We start from the raw sequence: 19,457 nt of genomic DNA, 5'->3' as shown, positions 1-19,457 counted from the left end.
AAAAATAAGCACTTAGCAAAAAGCCCCGGGGCACTAGGCAGTGCTCCGGGGCTCCTCATGCTACGCACAGAGTTATCCACATCGATCGTGGATAAACAGCGGCTCTAGCTGGCTGTTGAAACGTAGGCGAGGCAGGCAAGACAAGGCGCTAGCCAGTAACAGCCTCCGGCTGGTCAAAGCGGCGAGGAAGCGGACTGAGCTCGCACGCGAGTTTGCTGGTGCAAATGAGCATTCCGAGCCTGTTTTAAACGCCGGATTGCCAACGCAGGTAGTTTCAACGGCCTGCTAGTCTTCAACCTGCAGCTTTAGCTCCACCATCAGATCATCCGCCAGGGTTTCCAGATGCGTCTGCAACTGCTCCAGGCTCAGACTCTGCGGCACGCCCAGCACAGCCTGGGCCTGGAACAGCAGCTCGCCGCTCATGGGCGCAGGCACCACTTCGGTGTTCAGGCTTTCCAGGTTGACCCCATGACTGCTGAGCAGGCGGGTGATATCGCGCACGATGCCCGGACGATCATTGCCCACTAGCTCCAGGCGAATGGCCTGCCAAACCGTTACCGGCTCGGTGCCGCCTGCGGCGATCTGCACACGGATGCCATGGGCCTGCAATTCCTCCAGCGCTGTGACCAGGCCGGAATGCGCGTCCAGCGGCACATCCACCCGCAGGATCCCGGCGAACTGCCCGGCCATGCGCGACATGCGGCTTTCCAGCCAGTTACCGCCGTGCTCGCTGATGCACTGGGCGATGCGCTCGACCAGCCCCGGCTGATCCTGGGCAATAACCGTCAATACCAGATGGTCCATGAACAACTCCTTATACGAGGCTTATTTGAGCGCCAGCCAATAGGTAAAAAACACCTCATCACGCACATAACCCAGGCGTTCGTAGAGGGCTTGTCCTGGCAGATTGCTCTTTGCCGTCTCCAACTGCAAACCGCATGCGCCTGTGGCCTCGGCATGGGCGCGAGCGGCGTTCATCAGCGCTTCGCCAACACCCTGACGGCGCACCTGCTCGCTGACGTACAGGTCACTCAGTAGCCATGCTGGCTGTAATGCCAGCGAAGAGAAAAAGGCATAGAGCTGGACGAAGCCTTGCGCCGCACCGTGTGCATCACGGGCCAGCAGAATGGTCGAATCCTTGTTGCGCAGGCGCGCGGCGAGAAAATCCCGCACCTGCGACTGAGGTTTGGCCACCTCATAAAAGCGCAGATACGCGCCAAACAGCTCGGCCAGCTCGTCCAGATCTGCAGCAGTGGCTGCCTGTATATGCATGGTGATCACTCTCCAGAACGGTGGAGCAGCAGTATAGGCAGGCGCGTCTATAGCAGTAGATCGAGAAACACGCGCAATAAACTGTGTACTGTTTTTTAATTTTTATGAAACAATATTAAAGGTTAACCGCGACAATACGCCACACACAGTGACTGCAAAGCACTTCTTGGTCGCAGAGCGACGCGCACCCACTGATTTTCCCCGGATCTTGATGTAGTATGCCGCGCCTCGGACTACATGACGTATTTCCCATGTCCGACGCGGCTATTGAGTAGAGCTGAGCAGAGTGAGGCAAGTGATGACTGAACGCGTTCAAGTAGGCAGCCTGCAGGTTGCCAAAGTGCTGTTCGACTTCGTGAATAACGAAGCCATCCCCGGTACCGGCATCGCTGCCGACAAGTTCTGGGCGGGTGCCGAAGCGGTCATCAATGACCTGGCCCCGAAAAACCGTGCGCTGCTCGCCAAACGCGATGCGATTCAGGCGCAGATCGACGGCTGGCACCAGGCCCGCGCAGGCCAGGCCCATGACGCCGCTGCCTACAAAGCCTTCCTTGAGGAAATCGGTTACCTGCTGCCAGAGCCGGCTGACTTCCAGGCCACCACGCAGAACGTCGACGAAGAAATCGCCCGCCTGGCCGGCCCGCAGCTGGTCGTACCGGTGATGAATGCGCGTTTCGCCCTGAACGCCTCCAACGCCCGCTGGGGCTCGCTGTACGACGCACTGTACGGCACCGACGTGATCAGCGAAGAAGGCGGCGCCGAGAAAGGCCGTGGTTACAACAAGGTTCGTGGCGACAAGGTGATTGCCTTCGCCCGCGCCTTCCTCGACGAAGCCGCGCCACTGGCTGCTGGCTCCCACGTTGATTCCACCGGTTACCGCATCGAAGCCGGCAAACTGGTTGTCAGCCTCAAAGGCGGCAGCAACAGCGGCCTGCGTGACGACGCACAACTGGTTGGTTTCCAGGGCGCAAGCGACGCGCCTGTCGCCGTCCTGCTCAAGCACAACGGCCTGCATTTTGAAATTCAGATCGACGCCAACACCCCGGTCGGTCAGACCGACGCCGCTGGCGTTAAAGACGTGCTGATGGAAGCTGCACTGACCACCATCATGGACTGCGAAGACTCCGTAGCGGCCGTCGATGCCGACGACAAAGTGGTGATCTACAAGAACTGGCTCGGCCTGATGAAGGGCGACCTGGCGGAAGAAGTGGTCAAAGGCGGCCAGACCTTCACCCGCACCATGAACCCGGATCGCGTCTACACCAAGACCGACGGTAGCGAGCTGACCCTGCACGGTCGTAGCCTGCTGTTCGTGCGTAACGTTGGCCACCTGATGACCAACCCGGCGATTCTCGATGCCCAGGGCAACGAGATTCCGGAAGGCATCCAGGATGCGCTGTTCACCAGCCTGATCGCCATCCACAACCTGAATGGCAACACCACCCGCAAGAACACCCGCACCGGCTCGGTCTACATCGTTAAGCCGAAGATGCACGGCCCGGAAGAAGTGGCCTTCACCACCGAAATCTTCGGTCGCGTCGAAGACGTCCTCGGCCTGACTCGCAACACCCTGAAAGTCGGCATCATGGACGAAGAGCGCCGCACCACCGTCAACCTGAAAGCCTGCATCAAGGCCGCCAGCGAGCGCGTGGTGTTTATCAACACCGGCTTCCTCGACCGTACCGGTGACGAAATCCACACTTCCATGGAAGCTGGCGCCGTCGTGCGCAAGGCCGCCATGAAGTCCGAGAAGTGGATCAGCGCCTACGAAAACTGGAACGTCGATATCGGCCTGGCCACCGGCCTGCAAGGTCGCGCGCAGATCGGTAAAGGCATGTGGGCCATGCCCGACCTGATGGCCGGCATGCTCGAACAGAAGATCATGCACCCACTGGCCGGTGCCAACACCGCCTGGGTACCGTCGCCGACCGCCGCCGCACTGCACGCGCTGCACTACCACAAGGTCGACGTGTTCGCCCGTCAGGCCGAACTGGCCAAGCGTGAGCGCGCGTCCATCGACGACATCCTGAGCATTCCGCTGGCCAAGGACACCAACTGGTCGGCTGACGAGATCCAGAACGAACTGGACAACAACTCCCAGGGCATCCTCGGTTATGTGGTGCGCTGGATCGACCAGGGCGTTGGCTGCTCCAAGGTGCCGGATATCAATGACGTCGGCCTGATGGAAGACCGCGCTACCCTGCGCATCTCCAGCCAGCTGCTGGCCAACTGGCTGCGTCATGGCATCGCCACTGAAGAGCAGATCGTTGCCAGCCTCAAGCGCATGGCACCGGTGGTTGACCGTCAGAACGCAGCTGATCCGCTGTACCGTCCGCTGGCACCGAACTTCGACAGCAACATCGCCTTCCAGGCTGCCCTGGAACTGGTGGTCGAAGGCGCCAAGCAGCCGAACGGCTACACCGAACCAGTCCTGCACCGCCGCCGCCGCGAGTTCAAAGCCGCCAACGGCCTGTAACCCGCAGCTGTAGCCACATAAAAAACCGCCCTTCGGGGCGGTTTTTTATTATTGGCTGCCAGCAAAGCACAGCCACAGTGACTTGCATCAGGCTGGCGGCCTCGCTTTTGTTCGACAATTTCAAGCAGATACTCACTTTATTGGCTATAGGAATAGGCATGCCAGCCGAAACCATAATATAGCCATAACGGAATATGACTAAAAAATGACCGAAAAGCGGCATTACGCCACTATATGAACTCGGTATACTCCGCGCCCCTCTTTGGGTACATCTGCCATGTTGAAAAATCTCTCGCTGACACTGAAGTTCTTACTGCTGCCCGCCATTGCCTTGCTGGGTCTGCTGCTGTTCGTGGGCTACACCTCGCTACAACTGGCAAACAACGATGTGCGCCTGGTCACCCTGGAAACCAATAGTTTCCCGACCCTGGAGAAGGCCGATGCGGTGATCTTCCAGTACTCACGTTTACCGGGCCTGCTTAATAGCGCAGTCGCCGCCGGAGAGCTGGAAACCCTCGATGAAGCGCGCAAAGTCCTGACTGACATTGCGGACATGCAGCAGGAACTGCAGACCCTGGTCACCCAAGCGGACCGCCGTCAGGAACTGGACGCCTGGCGGAGCGCAATACAGCGTTACGCGGACAACGCCCTGCCCGCCTCAGAGCAGCTGATTAAAGGCAGCGCCAGCTTTGAAGACCTGGCGCCCAACCTCGGCCGCATGGCCAGTGACTTGGGTGAAGCGCAAAAACTCGGCAATGCGTTCCGTACCCATGCATATGAAGACTTTCAGGAAACCCTGGCGCAAACCCGCACGGACAACGCCACCACCACCCGCGTAGGCTTTGCTCTGTCAGCCATTCTGGTACTGCTAATCAGCATTGCGTCAGTGCTGGTAATTCGCGGCACCATGGCCAACGTGCGTGGCGTGATCACCTCACTGCAGGCAATCGCCCGGGGTGATGGCGACCTGACTCGCCGAGTGAATGTCGACTCCAATGATGAAATCGGTGAAATGATTCAGCTGTTCAACAGCTTTATCGACAAGCTGCAAGGCACCATCCGCCAGATCATCGAAGCCGCCAGCCCGCTGGCCGGCATGTCCCAGGAACTGTACCGGCTGACTCAGGACTCCAAGGAAAACTCACGTTCGCAGCAAGGCCATACCGACTCGATCAGCCGTGACATCCTGACCATGACCAACAGCATTCAGGAGGTTGCCCACCGTTCACAACAGGCCTCCGAAGAAGCCGGTGCGGCCTCGCAGCAGGCCGATCAGGCGCGTAAGAACATCGGCAGTCTGTCGAGCAGCATCAGCGACCTGGGCAGCAGCGTAATGAGTGCCGTCAGTGCCATGCAGCAGCTGGAAGAGGAAACCCAGCAGGTGGGCTCAGTGCTGACCGTGATTCGCAGCATTGCCGAGCAAACCAACCTGCTGGCACTCAACGCCGCCATCGAGGCCGCGCGGGCAGGCGAGCAGGGCCGGGGTTTTGCCGTAGTGGCCGATGAAGTGCGCAACCTGGCCTCGAAAACCGCCGCCTCCACCGCCGAAATCCAGAACATCATCCTGCGTCTGCAGAACAGCGCCAATGGTGTACTCAGCGTGATGACCGCCAATGGAGAAAAAGCGCAGGCGAGCATCGAGCGCTCCGTGCAAGCCACCCAGATACTCGAAGCGATTGCCGGCGCCGTCGGCCATATCAATCAGCTTAATGCTGGTATCGCGCAGTTCACCCAGGAACAAATCGGCCTTTCCAGTTCCATCCAGCAAGATACACAAGTGTTGCAGCAGGACGCACAAGCAACCGCTCAAGGTGCAGAAGCAACGGCTCGTCTCGGCGAACAGTTGGTCAGCACAGGGGATCATCTGCGCGCGGCGACTGCCCAATTCCGCGTTTAACCTGAACACAGGAGCATCACTGCATGTTTAAAGCTCGTCTGCTTCCCTTGGCCATCTGCCTGGCCGCTGCTCCAGCTTTCGCGCTGGAGCAAGGCGAACACCGCTTCAATACCTTTGGTACGGTCGGCATCACCCACCTCGGTGGCGAAGATGATGGCCGTAGCTATGGCATCACCGGCCAGACCACTGACTCCTGGCGCGGCGACCAGCTGTCGAAATTCGGGGCCCAGATCCAGTATGGCCTGACCGATACCGTGGGCATCACTGCGCAAGTCACTGCCAAGCCGGCGCAGGACGACTGGCAGGCCAATATCGAGTGGCTGTACCTGTCCTGGCAGACAACTGACAACCTGATGCTGCGCGTCGGCCGCCTGCGCACCCCGGTGTACATGTACTCGGAAAGCATCGACGTGGGCTTCAGCTACCCGTGGCTGCGCTTGCCTGACGAGGTGTACAGCCAGGTGCAGCTGTCCAACTACGAAGGTGTAGACGCCGTCTACAACATGCCGCTGTCCTTCGGTTCACTGGCCTTCCAAGTCGCCGGTGGCCAAGCTAAAAACCGTGACATCTTCGCCTTCGATGAGATGCATGACATCGACTACGAGAAAGTCTTTGGCGCCAATATCAGCCTGGCCACCAATGACTTCGGTACCCTGCGCATAGGGTATGTAGAAGCGGATATCAGCACCGAGATCGAAGACATCGTAAGGCTCCCGGCTGCATTGGGTGGCACCCTGATCAACCAACGCTTCCAGACCATTGATAAGCAGAAGGGTAAGTTCACCTCCGTTGGCTATCAGTACGACAACGGCACCTGGCTGACCAGCAACGAGTGGACCTCGCGTAGCATCGAAGCTGACAACAGCGGCACCATTGATGCGTTCTACCTGATGGGCGGCCGTCGCTTCGGCGAGTTCCTCACTCACGTGACTTACGCCCAACTGGACGACGATGCTGGTCGGCAGAACTCCTGGACTCTGGGCCTGAACTACAACCTGATGCCCAACATGGTGCTGAAAAGCGAATACAAACGCGTCGACACCTCCGGCGGCTATGACGGCGTGTTTGTCCGTACTCCGCAGGAAGCTTTTGACAACGCAATCAATGCTGCCGGTGTTGGCCCTGTGCCTGCAGGTGTTGCTGGCAGCCCAGCCCGCAACTTTGACGGTGACATCATCAGCGTCGGCGTCGACTTCGTATTCTGAGGAGAGCATTGATGAAGCATTCCATTCAAACGCTCTGCGTCGCCGTGTGCCTCAGCGTTAGCGCGCTGGCTCAGGCCGAAGTCGCAGTAATCGTTAATCCGGGCGCGGCCAAGGCTCCAAGCCAGGCAGACGTCAGCAACATCTTTCTGGGCAAAGACAAGTCCATGAAAGGCGTTGACCACAAGGATTGGTCTGCAACCAAGGACAAGTTCTACAGTGCAGTGACCAACAAGAGTGAATCACAGCTCAAATCGTACTGGTCTGGACTCGTGTTCACTGGTAAGGGTCAACCGCTACCAAGCGTTGGCGGCGACGCTGATGTCATCGCCAAGGTGGCCGCTGAAGCCGATGCGATTGGCTATGTAGATGCCGCCGCAGTGAATGACAGTGTGAAGGTTCTCTTTACCCTGCCTTAATCATTGCAGCATCTTCATCAGAGCCCTTGGATTGAAAAATCCAAGGGCTTTTTTATGCCTCTTGCACAGGCCGCCAAACGCCTAGACTTACGTCCAATGGCCTACCCCACAGCGCCAGTCGATCATGCTCATAGAGAAAACCGTGAGGCCGCCCATGAGCAGCGCAGATGCAATCGCCCAAGCGGGCAAAACGGCGGTGTTGCAGAACATCCATGGCACCATGGCCTTTCTGCAGAAATTTCCGCCGTTCAATCAGATGGATGCCGCCCACCTGGCGTACCTAGTGGAGAACTGCCAGCTGCGGTTTTATGGCGAAGGTGAAACCATCATCAAGCCGACCGACGGCCCGGTTGAGCACTTCTACATCGTCAAACAGGGCCGCGTGCATGGCGAGCGCCCGCATTCGGCACGGCGCGGCACGGAAACCACCTTCGAGATCACCAGCGGTGAATGCTTCCCGCTGGCTGCGCTGATCGGCGAGCGCGCCACCCGCACCGAACACCTGGCCGCCGAAGACACCTTCTGCCTGCTGCTGAACAAGCCGGCGTTTATCAAGCTGTTCTCATTGTCCAACCCGTTGCGCGACTTTGCCTTGCGCGGTGTCAGCAGCCTGCTCGATCAGGTCAACCAGCAGGTGCAGATGCGCGCAGTGGAAACCCTTGGCGCGCAGTATTCGCTCGACACCCGCCTCGGCCAGCTGGCCATGCGCACCCCGATCAGCTGCAGCCCGGACATGCCACTGCGTGATGCGGTCAAGCTGATGCATGAGCAGCAGGTCGGCAGCATTGTGATCGTTGATCCCAAACTGAAACCACTGGGCATTTTTACCCTGCGCGACCTGCGTCGTGTGGTGGCTGACGGTGTCGATCTGGCGCAGCCCATCGACTGCCTGATGACGCAATCACCCTTTGATCTGCCACCGGATGCCAGCGCCTTCGATGCGGCGATGGCCATGACAGAGCGGCATATCGCCCACGTCTGCCTGGTTGAGCATGGCCAGCTGTGCGGGGTGATTTCCGAGCGGGACCTGTTCAGCCTGCAGCGGGTCGATCTGGTGCATCTGGCGCGCACCATTCGCCACGCCGGGCGGGTGGAAACCCTGGCAGCGCTACGCAGCGATGTACGCCAGCTGGTCGACAGCATGCTCGCCCACGGCGCCAGCTCGACGCAGATCACCCAGCTGATCACCTTGCTCAACGACCATACTGTCTGCCGGGTGATTGAGCTGACGTTGGAAGACATGGGCGACCCTGGCATACCGTTCACCTGGCTGGTATTCGGCAGCGAAGGCCGCAGCGAACAGACGCTGCACACCGATCAGGACAACGGCATCCTCTTCGAAGCCGCCGATGCAGCCGAAGCCGCGGCCATGCGCGGCCGCCTGCTGCCGCTGGCCCAGGAGATCAACCAACGCCTGGCGCAGTGCGGCTTTACTCTATGCAAGGGCAACATCATGGCCGGCAACCCCGAGCTGTGCCTGTCACGCCACGAGTGGTCACGGCGCTTCAGCAGTTTTGTTCAGGAAGCCACGCCGGAGAACCTGCTGGCTTCGAGTATCTATTTCGACCTGCGTGCCGTGTGGGGCGCAACCGAGGGTTGCGATCACCTGCGCGAAGGACTGCTGCAGCAGGTGGCCGGCAATAGCCTGTTTCAGCGCATGCTGGCGGAAAACGCCCTGCGCCAACGACCGCCGGTGGGCATGTTCCGTGACTTTGTGGTCGCTCGCAGCGGTGCTGAGAAGGACACCCTGGACCTCAAAGTGCAGGGCCTGACGCCTTTTGTTGATGGCGCCCGCCTGCTGGCCCTGGCCCATGGCGTGAACGCCTGTAACACCCTGGAGCGCCTGCGCGCGCTGATTCAGCAGGGGGTGATCGAAGCCCAGGATGGCGCAGCCTATGAAGAGGCCTACCACTACATTCAGCAGGCACGGATGCAGCAGCATCAGCTGCAGGCACGCGATGGCCTGCCCTACTCCAACCGCGTCGATCCCGATCACCTCAACCACCTCGACCGGCGCATCCTGCGTGAATCGTTCCGCCAGGCACAGCGCCTGCAGAGCAGCCTGGCGCAGAGGTATCAGTTATGAGCAAGTTCACCTGGTTTACCGGGCAACGACCGGCTCTGACTCAAGCACAACTCAAGCGCCGACAGGCGCTGGACGAGACCTCCTACCTTAACGATGGTCCACTGAATGAGCAGCGCTTAGTGGTGCTGGACCTGGAAACCAGCGGACTGAATATGCGCCGCGATCAAGTCCTGTCCATTGGCGCGGTGGTAATCAACCAGGGCGCCATCGACCTTGGTCAGCAATTCGAATGCACCTTGCTCCGCGAAGGCCACCAGGCCAGCGCCAGCACGCTGATCCATGGCATTGCGCCCAGCGAAATCGCCAATGGCGAGGAGCCCGCCGAAGCCCTGCTGAGCTTTATGGAGTTTGTCGGCGACAGTCCGTTGCTGGCCTTCCATGCCGAGTTCGACCAGCGCATGCTGGCCCGCGCGCTCAAGCAGAGCCTGGGCTACCGCTTGCAGCATGCCTTCTTCGATGTCGCGGAAATCGCCCCGCTGGTCTGCCCCAAGGCAAAACTGCCGCATGCAGGCCTAGACGACTGGACGCAGCATTTCGGCCTGCAGGTACAACAACGTCACCACGCCAGCGCCGACGCACTGGTGACTGCAGAGCTGGCGCTGATTCTGTTCAGCAAGGCGCGCCAGCAGCACCTCGACAACCTGCCGGCACTGCTGCAGCAACTCAACAGCCGTCGTCGCCAGCGCGCGCATTCGATGTAAGAGCAGCGCCTACAGATCGCGCATCAGCAGGCCATACTCCAGCTGCACCTCAGGTGGCACAGGCAGGTAGAGCACATGGCCGTCGCCCGGCGCGACTGCCACAGCATGGCCCTTGCTGTTTTCCAGCTGCTCGAGGGTAAAGCGCAGATTACCCTGGGGCGTCATCAGCTCCAGACCATCGCCAACGGCAAAGCGGTTTTTTACCCGCACTTCGGCCAGTTCGCCACGCCGCTCGCCGGTCAGTTCACCGACAAACTGCTGCTGTTCGGACACCGAGCTGCCGCGCTCATAGTTCTGATATTCATCGTGCACATGGCGGCGCAGAAAACCCTCGGTGTAGCCGCGATGGGCCAGGGACTCCAGGGTATTCATCAGGGATTTGTCGAAGGGCCTGCCGGCCACCGCATCATCAATGGCCTTGCGGTACACCTGAGCGGTGCGCGCCACGTAATAGTGGGATTTAGTACGGCCCTCGATCTTCAGCGAATGCACGCCCATCTGCACCAGGCGCTCAACATGCTGCACTGCGCGCAGGTCCTTGGAGTTCATGATGTAAGTGCCGTGCTCGTCCTCATAGGCGGCCATCTGCTCGCCAGGGCGACTGGCATCCTCCAGCAGAAACAGCTGCTCGGTGGGCGCACCCACGCCTAAGGTCGGTTCGACAATCTGCACCACCTCGCCCAGTTCGTTCTCGCCGGCCGGAGTGGCCTGGTACTGCCAGCGACAGGCGTTGGTGCAGCTGCCCTGGTTGGGATCGCGCTTGTTGATATAACCCGACAGCAGGCAGCGCCCGGAATAAGCCATGCACAACGCGCCGTGGACAAAAACCTCCAGTTCCATGCCCGGCACCTCACTGCGGATCTCGGCGATCTCCTCCAGCGACAGCTCGCGCGACAGAATCACCCGGCTCAAGCCCTGCTGTTGCCAGAACCTCACGCTGGCCCAGTTCACCGCATTGGCCTGCACCGACAGATGAATCGGCATTTGTGGGAAGTGTTCGCGCACCAACATGATCAAGCCGGGGTCGGACATGATCAGCGCATCCGGGCCCATCAGCACCACCGGCAGCAGGTCACGCAGAAAGGTCTTCAGCTTGGCATTGTGCGGCGCGATGTTGACCACCACATAGAACTGCTTGCCCTGGGCATGCGCCTCGCGGATACCCGCCTCCAGATTGGCGTGGTCGAACTCGTTATTGCGCACCCGCAGGCTGTAACGCGGCTGCCCGGCGTACACCGCATCCGCGCCATAGGCGAAGGCGTAACGCATGTTTTTCAGGGTGCCGGCTGGCGAGAGCAGCTCGGGGTAACGCGGAGTCGGTGCCATGGGTAAAGCGCTCAGCCAACAGGGCCGGTCACTCTAGCGCGGCGGCGGCCAGCGGCTATTGATCTGCATCTATGTCACTGCGGTGTCATGGCATAGCGCAACCACCCATCGCGGCAGCGCATCGGCTGATTGCAGCGCAGGGGGCGGCGCTGTCATCATATGCGAATAATTCTTGATTTGTTTCCTATATCCCATTGCGAGGTCCGCGTGTCGGCCGGCGATTCCACCCAGCAGCAAGTTGTCGGCCTGTTCTATCGCGATCACCGTGACTGGCTGCTCGGCTGGCTGCGCAAAAGCCTGTACAGCCCGGAACGCGCCGAAGACCTCAGCCAGGACACCTTTGTCCGCCTGCTCGGCCGCAGTGATCTGGATCAGGCTCGCGAGCCGCGCGCGCTGCTGACCACCATCGCTAAAGGGCTGCTGATCGATCACTTCCGCCGCAGCGCGTTGGAACGTGCCTACCTCGAAGAACTCGGGCAACAGCAGCAGGACGTGCAACCCAGCGCCGAAGAACAGGCGCTGGCCCTGGACGCGCTGCGCGAGATCGACCGCCTGCTCGGCCAGCTGTCGAGCAACGCCCGCGCGGCCTTTCTGCATAACCGCCTGGATGGCATGGGCCACGCGGAAATCGCCGAGCGCCTCGGCGTTTCCGTATCCCGCGTGCGCCAGTACCTGGCTCAGGGCCTGCGTCAGTGCTACATCGCCCTGTACGGAGCACCGCAATGAGCGCGGTATCGGCGCAGGTGCTGGATGCCGCCATCGAATGGCAACTGTGCCTGGACTCCGGCACGGTCAACGCCGAACAGCAGCATGCGTTCGCCGCATGGTTGGCGGCGCATCCCGACCATGCGCGGGTCTGGCAACAACTCAATGGCCTGGATATCCGCCTGGCGTCAGCCGCCGCAGCGCCTGCTCGCCAAGCCTTGCTGCACAGTGCGCGCAGCAAAGGTCTACGGCGTATGGGCGGCACCGCGCTCGGCCTGCTGCTGAGCAGCGCGCTGGTGCTCGGCTTGTTGGCTCAGCAACGCCCTCTCGGCGATTACCTGGCCGATGAACACACCGGCCGTGGCGAACAGCGCGAGCTGCTGCTGAGCGACCACAGCCTGGTGCGCCTGAACAGCACCAGCGCCGTGGACATCGAATTCAGCGACAGCCAGCGCGCAGTGCGCCTGCACAGCGGTGAGATCCTCGTGCAGACCGCGCACGGCGATTCGCGGCCCTTTGTAGTGCTTACCGAACACGGCAGCCTGCGTGCCCTCGGCACACGCTTTCTGGTGCGCCGCGAAGGCACCAGCACACGCCTGACCGTGCTGCAGTCGGCCGTCGCCGCTCACCCGGCCGAAGGCAGCAGCGAACGGATTATCCACAGCGGCGAACAAGTGCTGATGCAACGCCAACGCCTTGGCAGCGTGCTGCCTGCGCCACTCAGCGCGGCAGCCTGGAGCCACGGCATGCTGGTGGCGGACAACCTTCGCCTGGCCGACCTGCTCGATGCCCTGGGCGAATACCGCAGCGGTTATCTGGGCCTCGACCCAAGCCTGGCCGATCTACGTATCAGCGGCAGCTTCCCCTTGCACGACAGCGACAAGGCCTTGGCTGCCCTGCCGCCGAGTTTGCCCGTGCGTATTGAGCGCCTTGGCAACTGGTGGACCCGGGTCGTACCCGCTGCGCAGTAGGTGTCGCGCTGTGCCGCCAGGTGATACGCCAGGAAGTTGGCAAATTATTTTTAACGAGCCCTGTCACTTTTTCATTCTGCTTCGGCAACAGGTCATTGAGATACATTCCCGCTTAGGAGAGTTTCGTAATGACCCGCGCCATGCCCCTGTTTCGCCCCGGCCTGCTGGCCGCTGCCATCAGCCTTGCCAGCGTCTGCGCTCCCGCCCTGGCGGATAGCTACCAACTGCCGGCCGCACCGTTGGCCAGCACCCTGACGCAGATAGCCAGCCAGGCCGGTATCGTGCTGAGCATCGACCCCGCGCTGACCGCAGGCAAACAATCAGCCCCGGTGGCAGGTGACTACGACGCCCTCGAAGCCCTGCACCAGGCGCTGCGTGGCAGTGGCCTGCAGTTGCAGCAGAACAGTGCAGGCACCTACAACTTGGCATCCGTGCCGCAAGCAGCGGTGGCGTTGCCGGATGTGACGGTGACCGCCGCGCAGAACGTGGAAAGCGCCTGGGGCCCTGCGCCCGGCTACCTGGCCAATCGCACTGCAACCGGCAGCAAGACCGACACACCGCTGCTGGAAGCACCGCGCTCGATCTCGGTGGCCACCCGCGAGCAGATGCAGGATCGCAAAGTGCAGAACCTCGATGACGCCGTGCGCTATATGCCCGGTGTCATTGCCAGCAGTTACGGCAGCGACAGCCGCGCCGACTGGATGAAGATCCGCGGTTTCGAGCCGATCCAGATGCTCGACGGCTTGCCGCTGCCCAAAGGCAGCTACACCATGGCCAAGCTGGAAACCTGGAACCTGGAACGCGTCGCCGTACTGCGCGGCCCGGCCTCGGCCGTGTATGGCCAGACCCCGCCCGGCGGCCTGGTGGATGCCGTCAGCCGACGCCCGCAGGCCGAAAGCAGCCATGAAGTGCAGGTGCAAGCCGGTAACTACAACCACAAGCAGATCAGCTTCGACAGCACCGGCAAGATCGACGATGAAGGTCGCTTCCTCTACCGCCTCAGCGGTACCGGCCGTGACAGTGGCACCGTTATCGAGCATATGGACGACCAGCGTTTCAACCTCGCGCCCAGCCTGACGTGGAACATTACCGACGACAGCAAACTGACCTTCCTCGGCCAGTTCAACCGTGATGATACCGGCGGCACCAGCCAGTTCCTGCCACTGCAAGGCACCCGGCTGAACACCCCAGCCGGCAAGGTCGACTACAACAAGAACCTTGGCGACCCTGACTGGGAGTTCTACGACAAGACGTTCTACGCCCTGGGCTACGCCTTCGAGCACCGCATCAACGACATCTGGCAGTTCAATCAGAACCTGCGCTATAGCAAGCTCGAACTGGATAACCAGATCATCACCGCTGGCAGCTGGGCCACTGCGGTGGCCGATGACGGCGCGGTGGCGCGCGGTGCCAACGTGTACGACGAAAACATCAACCACTTCGCTGTGGACAACAACTTCCAAGCTGATTTCAACACGAACGCAATCGGGCACACGCTGTTACTCGGCGTGGACTATCTGCGCGTCAACACCGATTACCGCTGGCTGTACGGCACGGCTCCCAGCAGCAACATCATTCGCCCGATATACGGCCAGAACTTCAGCGGTGTCGCCTACACGGCTTTCCAGAACTACAACCAGAAACGAACAAGCACCGGCCTTTATCTGCAGGATCAGATGGCACTCGACGCCTGGCGTCTGACCCTGGGCGGCCGCTGGGACAAACTGGATACCGACTCGGTGTTCTACAACGCCAACGATGCCCAAGACAGCCGTCGCGACAGCCAGTTCAGCGGTAACGCAGCGCTAAGCTACGTGTTCGATTCCGGCTTCACCCCTTACATGTCTTACGCCGAATCCTTCCAGGCCGAAGCGGGTGGCAGTGAAGGCAAAGCATTCCAGCCGAGCACAGGCAAACAGTATGAACTGGGGATCAAGTATCAGCCGCCGGGCAGCGACATGCTGTTCACCGCTGCGGCGTATGACCTGAAACGGCAGGACATCGTCAGCACCAACACGTTGGGGGCCAGCCAGCCTCTGGAGGAAGTGCAAGTTCGTGGTTTCGAGTTGGAAGCGATCGGCAACGTGACCGAAAATTTCAAGCTGACCACCTCTTACACCTACGCCAACAGCAAGATGACCAAAGTCGGTGATCCGCGCGACAAGAACCGCGCGCTGCCGCTGACCCCCGAGCATCAAGCGGCGATCTGGGCCGACTATGACTGGGCCGCGGGTCCGCTAGCCGGCTTCGGTGTTGGCTTCGGCGCGCGCTATGTCGGCGCCACCGACAATATTTCTGTCGGCAGCATCGGCTTTGTGCGTGACACATCAGATGGTCACTCCAACGCCTACACCGTTTACGACGCCGCTGTGCGTTATGACCTCGGCTACCTCGATAGCAGCCTGCACGGCGCCAGCGTGGCACTTAACGCCAACAACCTGTTCGACAAGGAATACCTGGCCACCTGCGACGGCTTCTACTGCTATGCCGGTGATCCTCGCCGCGTGACCGCCAGCCTCAACTACGCCTGGTAAGCCCCCACGCAGCCACCCTGCGCCGCCACACCGGGCGGCGTAGGCATTTCTGGATATGCCGATGAAAGCCACCACCATCCGCCGCTGGTCTGCCGTGCACACCTGGACCAGCCTAATCTGCACTCTGTTTCTGTTGCTGCTGGCCCTGACCGGGCTGCCGCTGATCTTTCACCACGAGCTGGAGCATCTGCTCGGCGAAGCGCCTCAGCTACGCGAGATGCCGGCGGACGCGCCGCACCTGAGCTTGCAACAGCTGGTCGAAGCGGCCGAACGTCATCGGCCGGGGGAAGTGGTGCAGTATTTCGGTTTCGAGGACGACGAACCCAACGGCGTAGTGGCGATTACCGCCGCCACGGCCGGCACCGAGCCGAATTCCTCGCACACTTTTATGCTCGATGCGCGCAGCGGCGAGGCGGTTGAGATGCCAGCAGCCAACGGCGGCATCCTGATGGTCATTCTGCGTCTGCACGTGGACATGTTCGCCGGTTTGCCGGGCAAGCTGTTACTGGCTTTTATGGGCGTGCTGTTCGTGGTGGCGATCATCTCCGGCGTGGTGCTCTACGCACCCTTTATGCGCCGGCTGAAATTCGCCGAAGTGCGCCATGAGAAATCCACCCGCACGCGCTGGCTCGACCTGCACAACCTGATCGGCATCGTCACCCTGACCTGGGCACTGGTGGTGGGCGTGACTGGGGTGATCAGCGCCTGCGCCGACTTGCTGATCAGCGCCTGGCGCACCGAATCCCTGGCCGCGATGGTCGCGCCTTACCGCGACGCGCCGCCGTTAACCGAGCGTGCACCAGTCAATCAGGTGCTGACGATTGCCGCGCAAGCCACGCCGGGTATGCAGCCGGACTTTATCGCCTTCCCCGGCACGCGCTTCTCCAGCGAGCACCACTACAGCGTGTTTATGAAGGGCAATACGCACCTCACCGCGCACCTGTGGACACCGGTGCTGATCGATGCGCGCAGCCTGGACGTCACCGCCGTCGGCCAGCGGCCCTGGTACATGGATGCGCTGTCGATGTCGCAACCGCTGCACTTTGGCGACTACGGCGGCATGCCGATGAAAGTGCTCTGGGCAATGCTCGATGTGCTGACCATCATCGTACTCGGCAGCGGCCTGTACCTCTGGTGGGTACGCCGGCGAACCCCGGCGACGCAACGTGAGCGCGCGGAGACCCCAGCATGAACTGGCGCCAATCGACCTTCGCCCTGCCTCTGCTGCTCGGCCTGCTCAGCGCCATCGGCCTGATCAGTGCGCTACTGGGTGATGGCGGCTGGGATGCCGTGGCCTGGCTGGGCCTCGGGCTACCGACCGTGATTGGCTGCTGGCCGTTGCTGCAACGCAGCAGAATTCGGCGCCCGTAGCCCTGAACGGGGCCAGGGCTAGCCGGTGATTAGCGAGGGGAATTGACGATGCAGCGACCTGCTACTGGCAAACCTGCCGGTAGAGCGCATCCTCTTTAGCGACGACCTTCAACTGATCCAGCAGCGGCTTTTTCTCTGCGTCCAAGGGCAGCAGCTCTGCCGTGCTGCAATTGAGCAGATGCGCCTGATGGCTGACATGGTCGATATGCTGCTTTTCAAAGCGGTACAGGTTAAAGGCGGCGATCGACGTACCGTCCGCATCCTGGTGCTGCAGGCTTTTGCTGTCGAGCACGGTGAAAGCCTTGGTCATCGGCCAGAAAAACGTCCAGGGCCGCCAGAACACCTCGCCGTTTTCGCTGGCTACCAGCACCGACTCCGCAGGCTGACGCTGCAGCTGGTGCTCGAACCAGGAGTACTCGTAGTAAATCTGGTAGCTCAGCATGCCCAAACCGCCAAATGCCGGAATGATCCACTTGGGCAAACGGTTGCGCGTCAGTTTGCGCAGCAGCATGGCAATACCAGCCGCCCCCAGCCCCGAAACCACGATGGCAAGTATTGTCCACAGCATGTACTGACTCCCGATAATAAAAACTGCCTGGCGCAGTTGATGACGCTGCGCCGCGACGCGCCAGAAAGGTGGGCGCCATGGATAGCTGGAAATAAAACGGGCCTCCTAAGGAGGCCCGCTAGTAAGACCCTGATCAAACATGATCCGGGGGGATTATGCTCAGTGGCTCAATGCGCCACCAGCACCTTTGGGAGTGCGTACGCTTTCTACCAGCTCCTGAATCTCCTTCGGCGGCGCTACGGTCGCAAGCGACACGGCGTAGGCAACCGCGAAGTTGATCAGAGCACCCACCGTACCAATGGACAGCGGCGAGATGCCGAACATCCAGTTATCCGGGGTGTTGGCGAAGGTCGCAGTGCCAGGGATGAAGAACCAACCCAGGTACAGGAAGATGTACACGACGGTGAACACCAGACCTACCAGCATGCCGGCAATCGCGCCCTTGTCGTTTACCCGCTTGGAGAAGATCCCCATCATCAGCGCCGGGAACAGCGTGGCCGCGGCTATACCGAAGGCCAGCGCCACCACCTGCGCCGCAAAGCCGGGCGGATTGAGCCCCAGCCAGGTGGCCAGCAGGATGGCGATAGCCATGGAGATCCGCGCAGCACGCATTTCGTTCTTCTCGCTGATCTTCGGATTTATCAGCGTCTTGATCAGGTCATGACTCACGGCTGAGGAAATGGCCAGCAGCAAACCGGCAGCCGTCGACAACGCTGCGGCAATGGCACCCGCTGCAATCAGGCCAATAACCCAACCCGGCAGGTTGGCAATTTCCGGGTTAGCCAATACCAGGATGTCGTTGTTAACGGTCAACTCATTGCCTTTCCAGCCGCGGGTTTCAGCAGTTGGGGTGAAGGCAGGAGCTGCATCGTTATACAGCTGAACACGACCATCGCTGTTCTTGTCTTCCCAGGTGATCAGACCGGTTTTTTCCCAGTTCTTCACCCACTCAGGACGCTCTTCATACGCCAGTGCTGGAGCCTCGACACCTTGCGGATAGATGGTGGTCATCAGGTTCAAACGCGCCATGGACGCCACAGCCGGAGCAGTGAGGTACAGCAGAGCGATAAAGATCAGGGTCCAGCCAGCCGACCAACGTGCGTCGGCAACTTTCGGCACGGTGAAGAAGCGAATGATTACGTGCGGCAGACCGGCCGTACCAATCATCAGCGACATGGTGAAGAGCACCATGTTCAGCTTGTTGGTGACATCCGCGGTGTAGTCGGTAAAGCCCAGACCCGATACCACCTCATTGAGCTTCTGCAACAGCGGTACACCTGACTCAGTGTGCTCGCTGAACATGCCGAACATCGGAATCGGATTGCCCGTCAGTTGCAGGGAGATGAATACCGCAGGAATGGTGTAGGCGATGATCAGTACTACGTACTGAGCAACCTGGGTGTAGGTAATGCCCTTCATCCCGCCGAACACCGCGTAGCAGAACACTACGCCAGCAGCGATCCAGATACCGGTGGAGTTGCTCACTTCAAGGAAGCGCGAGAACGCCACGCCAGCACCGGCCATCTGACCGATCACGTAGGTGACGCAGATGATGATCAGGCAGACCACTGCAGCCAGGCGTGCACCGTTGCTGTAGAAGCGATCACCGATAAAGTCCGGCACAGTGAACTTGCCGAATTTGCGCAGGTACGGCGCCAGCAGCATGGCCAGCAGCACATAGCCACCAGTCCAGCCCATCAGGAAGGTAGAGTTGGCATAACCACCGGCAGCGATCAGACCGGCCATGGAAATAAACGAAGCCGCAGACATCCAGTCAGCTGCAGTTGCCATACCGTTGGTAACGGGGTGAACACCACCGCCGGCGACGTAGAATTCCTTGGTCGAGCCGGCACGTGCCCAGACAGCGATGCCGAAGTAGAGCGCGAAGGACGCGCCCACAAACAGCATATTGATTACAAACTGGCTCAT

At 60.6% G+C, this 19,457-nt stretch carries 16 protein-coding genes; 11 read left to right on the top strand and 5 right to left on the bottom strand.

What is annotated here, in order from left to right; genetic code table 11:
• Positions 1–285 precede the first annotated feature (285 nt).
• Both HCI85_RS18195 and HCI85_RS18190 read right to left on the bottom strand, forming a co-directional pair.
• Entirely contained in the window at positions 286–804 is a 519-nt protein-coding gene (locus HCI85_RS18195) for a glycine cleavage system protein R (protein WP_090255057.1), read from the bottom strand.
• 21 nt (positions 805–825) lie between these two features.
• Positions 826–1,272: a GNAT family N-acetyltransferase gene (locus HCI85_RS18190; RefSeq protein WP_167146821.1), complete on the bottom strand. Its 447-nt coding sequence runs from the start codon at positions 1,270–1,272 to the stop codon at positions 826–828.
• Between the two features lie 298 nt (positions 1,273–1,570).
• Here HCI85_RS18190 and HCI85_RS18185 point away from each other — a divergent pair, with 298 nt between their 5' ends.
• The 6 genes from HCI85_RS18185 (at position 1,571) to HCI85_RS18160 (ending at position 10,053) form a co-directional block, all read left to right on the top strand.
• Positions 1,571–3,748, top strand: coding sequence for a malate synthase G (locus tag HCI85_RS18185; RefSeq protein WP_167146818.1), 2,178 nt, complete (start codon positions 1,571–1,573; stop codon positions 3,746–3,748).
• 277 nt (positions 3,749–4,025) lie between these two features.
• Positions 4,026–5,645 (top strand): methyl-accepting chemotaxis protein, encoded by a 1,620-nt coding sequence (locus HCI85_RS18180; RefSeq protein ID WP_167146815.1) that lies wholly within the window; start codon positions 4,026–4,028, stop codon positions 5,643–5,645.
• A gap of 23 nt (positions 5,646–5,668) precedes the next feature.
• Entirely contained in the window at positions 5,669–6,850 is a 1,182-nt protein-coding gene (locus HCI85_RS18175; RefSeq protein WP_167146811.1) for a porin, read from the top strand.
• 11 nt (positions 6,851–6,861) lie between these two features.
• Entirely contained in the window at positions 6,862–7,266 is a 405-nt protein-coding gene (locus HCI85_RS18170) for a phosphate ABC transporter substrate-binding protein (RefSeq protein WP_090255046.1), read from the top strand.
• A gap of 154 nt (positions 7,267–7,420) precedes the next feature.
• A complete protein-coding gene (locus HCI85_RS18165; protein ID WP_167146808.1) occupies positions 7,421–9,352 on the top strand; it encodes a putative nucleotidyltransferase substrate binding domain-containing protein in 1,932 nt (643 codons plus the stop codon).
• The gene (locus tag HCI85_RS18160; protein WP_167146805.1) at positions 9,349–10,053 is read left to right on the top strand and encodes a 3'-5' exonuclease; all 705 of its coding nucleotides are present in this window, start codon (positions 9,349–9,351) and stop codon (positions 10,051–10,053) included. Before HCI85_RS18165 ends, HCI85_RS18160 begins: the two co-directional genes overlap by 4 nt.
• Positions 10,054–10,062: 9 nt before the next feature.
• Here the strand turns inward: HCI85_RS18160 and trhP are convergent, their stop codons facing one another.
• On the bottom strand, positions 10,063–11,379 hold the full coding sequence (trhP, locus tag HCI85_RS18155) for a prephenate-dependent tRNA uridine(34) hydroxylase TrhP (protein ID WP_167146802.1): 1,317 nt from the start codon (positions 11,377–11,379) through the stop codon (positions 10,063–10,065).
• 207 nt (positions 11,380–11,586) lie between these two features.
• Here trhP and HCI85_RS18150 point away from each other — a divergent pair, with 207 nt between their 5' ends.
• The 5 genes from HCI85_RS18150 (at position 11,587) to HCI85_RS18130 (ending at position 16,960) form a co-directional block, all read left to right on the top strand.
• Entirely contained in the window at positions 11,587–12,105 is a 519-nt protein-coding gene (locus HCI85_RS18150) for an RNA polymerase sigma factor (protein ID WP_241693809.1), read from the top strand.
• Positions 12,102–13,055, top strand: a complete 954-nt coding sequence (locus HCI85_RS18145) for a FecR domain-containing protein (protein WP_167146795.1) — start codon at positions 12,102–12,104, stop codon at positions 13,053–13,055. Before HCI85_RS18150 ends, HCI85_RS18145 begins: the two co-directional genes overlap by 4 nt.
• Before the next feature lie 128 nt (positions 13,056–13,183).
• Positions 13,184–15,589, top strand: coding sequence for a TonB-dependent siderophore receptor (locus HCI85_RS18140; protein ID WP_167146792.1), 2,406 nt, complete (start codon positions 13,184–13,186; stop codon positions 15,587–15,589).
• 61 nt (positions 15,590–15,650) lie between these two features.
• Positions 15,651–16,781 (top strand): PepSY-associated TM helix domain-containing protein, encoded by a 1,131-nt coding sequence (locus HCI85_RS18135; RefSeq protein ID WP_167146789.1) that lies wholly within the window; start codon positions 15,651–15,653, stop codon positions 16,779–16,781.
• Positions 16,778–16,960: a hypothetical protein gene (locus HCI85_RS18130; RefSeq protein WP_167146786.1), complete on the top strand. Its 183-nt coding sequence runs from the start codon at positions 16,778–16,780 to the stop codon at positions 16,958–16,960. Before HCI85_RS18135 ends, HCI85_RS18130 begins: the two co-directional genes overlap by 4 nt.
• A 61-nt stretch (positions 16,961–17,021) precedes the next feature.
• Here HCI85_RS18130 and HCI85_RS18125 read toward each other — a convergent pair whose 3' ends face one another.
• Both HCI85_RS18125 and HCI85_RS18120 read right to left on the bottom strand, forming a co-directional pair.
• The gene (locus tag HCI85_RS18125; RefSeq protein ID WP_167146783.1) at positions 17,022–17,528 is read right to left on the bottom strand and encodes a hypothetical protein; all 507 of its coding nucleotides are present in this window, start codon (positions 17,526–17,528) and stop codon (positions 17,022–17,024) included.
• Between the two features lie 159 nt (positions 17,529–17,687).
• Positions 17,688–19,457, bottom strand: a complete 1,770-nt coding sequence (locus HCI85_RS18120; RefSeq protein WP_167146780.1) for a sodium:solute symporter family protein — start codon at positions 19,455–19,457, stop codon at positions 17,688–17,690.

Source organism: Pseudomonas sp. OTU750018, from assembly GCF_011636575.1.
GTDB lineage: Bacteria > Pseudomonadota > Gammaproteobacteria > Pseudomonadales > Pseudomonadaceae > Aquipseudomonas > Aquipseudomonas peli.
This window is presented reverse-complemented; position numbering and strand designations above follow the sequence as displayed.

What these genes read in the sequence shown, in the direction of transcription:
- HCI85_RS18195 (WP_090255057.1), bottom strand. Translation starts at nt 804, where the DNA reads ATGGACCATCTGGTATTGACGGTTATTGCCCAGGATCAGCCGGGGCTG.
- HCI85_RS18190 (WP_167146821.1), bottom strand. Translation starts at nt 1,272, where the DNA reads ATGCATATACAGGCAGCCACTGCTGCAGATCTGGACGAGCTGGCCGAG.
- HCI85_RS18185 (WP_167146818.1), top strand. Translation starts at nt 1,571, where the DNA reads ATGACTGAACGCGTTCAAGTAGGCAGCCTGCAGGTTGCCAAAGTGCTG.
- HCI85_RS18180 (WP_167146815.1), top strand. Translation starts at nt 4,026, where the DNA reads ATGTTGAAAAATCTCTCGCTGACACTGAAGTTCTTACTGCTGCCCGCC.
- HCI85_RS18175 (WP_167146811.1), top strand. Translation starts at nt 5,669, where the DNA reads ATGTTTAAAGCTCGTCTGCTTCCCTTGGCCATCTGCCTGGCCGCTGCT.
- HCI85_RS18170 (WP_090255046.1), top strand. Translation starts at nt 6,862, where the DNA reads ATGAAGCATTCCATTCAAACGCTCTGCGTCGCCGTGTGCCTCAGCGTT.
- HCI85_RS18165 (WP_167146808.1), top strand. Translation starts at nt 7,421, where the DNA reads ATGAGCAGCGCAGATGCAATCGCCCAAGCGGGCAAAACGGCGGTGTTG.
- HCI85_RS18160 (WP_167146805.1), top strand. Translation starts at nt 9,349, where the DNA reads ATGAGCAAGTTCACCTGGTTTACCGGGCAACGACCGGCTCTGACTCAA.
- trhP (WP_167146802.1), bottom strand. Translation starts at nt 11,379, where the DNA reads ATGGCACCGACTCCGCGTTACCCCGAGCTGCTCTCGCCAGCCGGCACC.
- HCI85_RS18145 (WP_167146795.1), top strand. Translation starts at nt 12,102, where the DNA reads ATGAGCGCGGTATCGGCGCAGGTGCTGGATGCCGCCATCGAATGGCAA.
- HCI85_RS18140 (WP_167146792.1), top strand. Translation starts at nt 13,184, where the DNA reads ATGACCCGCGCCATGCCCCTGTTTCGCCCCGGCCTGCTGGCCGCTGCC.
- HCI85_RS18135 (WP_167146789.1), top strand. Translation starts at nt 15,651, where the DNA reads ATGAAAGCCACCACCATCCGCCGCTGGTCTGCCGTGCACACCTGGACC.
- HCI85_RS18130 (WP_167146786.1), top strand. Translation starts at nt 16,778, where the DNA reads ATGAACTGGCGCCAATCGACCTTCGCCCTGCCTCTGCTGCTCGGCCTG.
- HCI85_RS18125 (WP_167146783.1), bottom strand. Translation starts at nt 17,528, where the DNA reads ATGCTGTGGACAATACTTGCCATCGTGGTTTCGGGGCTGGGGGCGGCT.
- HCI85_RS18120 (WP_167146780.1), bottom strand. Translation starts at nt 19,457, where the DNA reads ATGAGCCAGTTTGTAATCAATATGCTGTTTGTGGGCGCGTCCTTCGCG.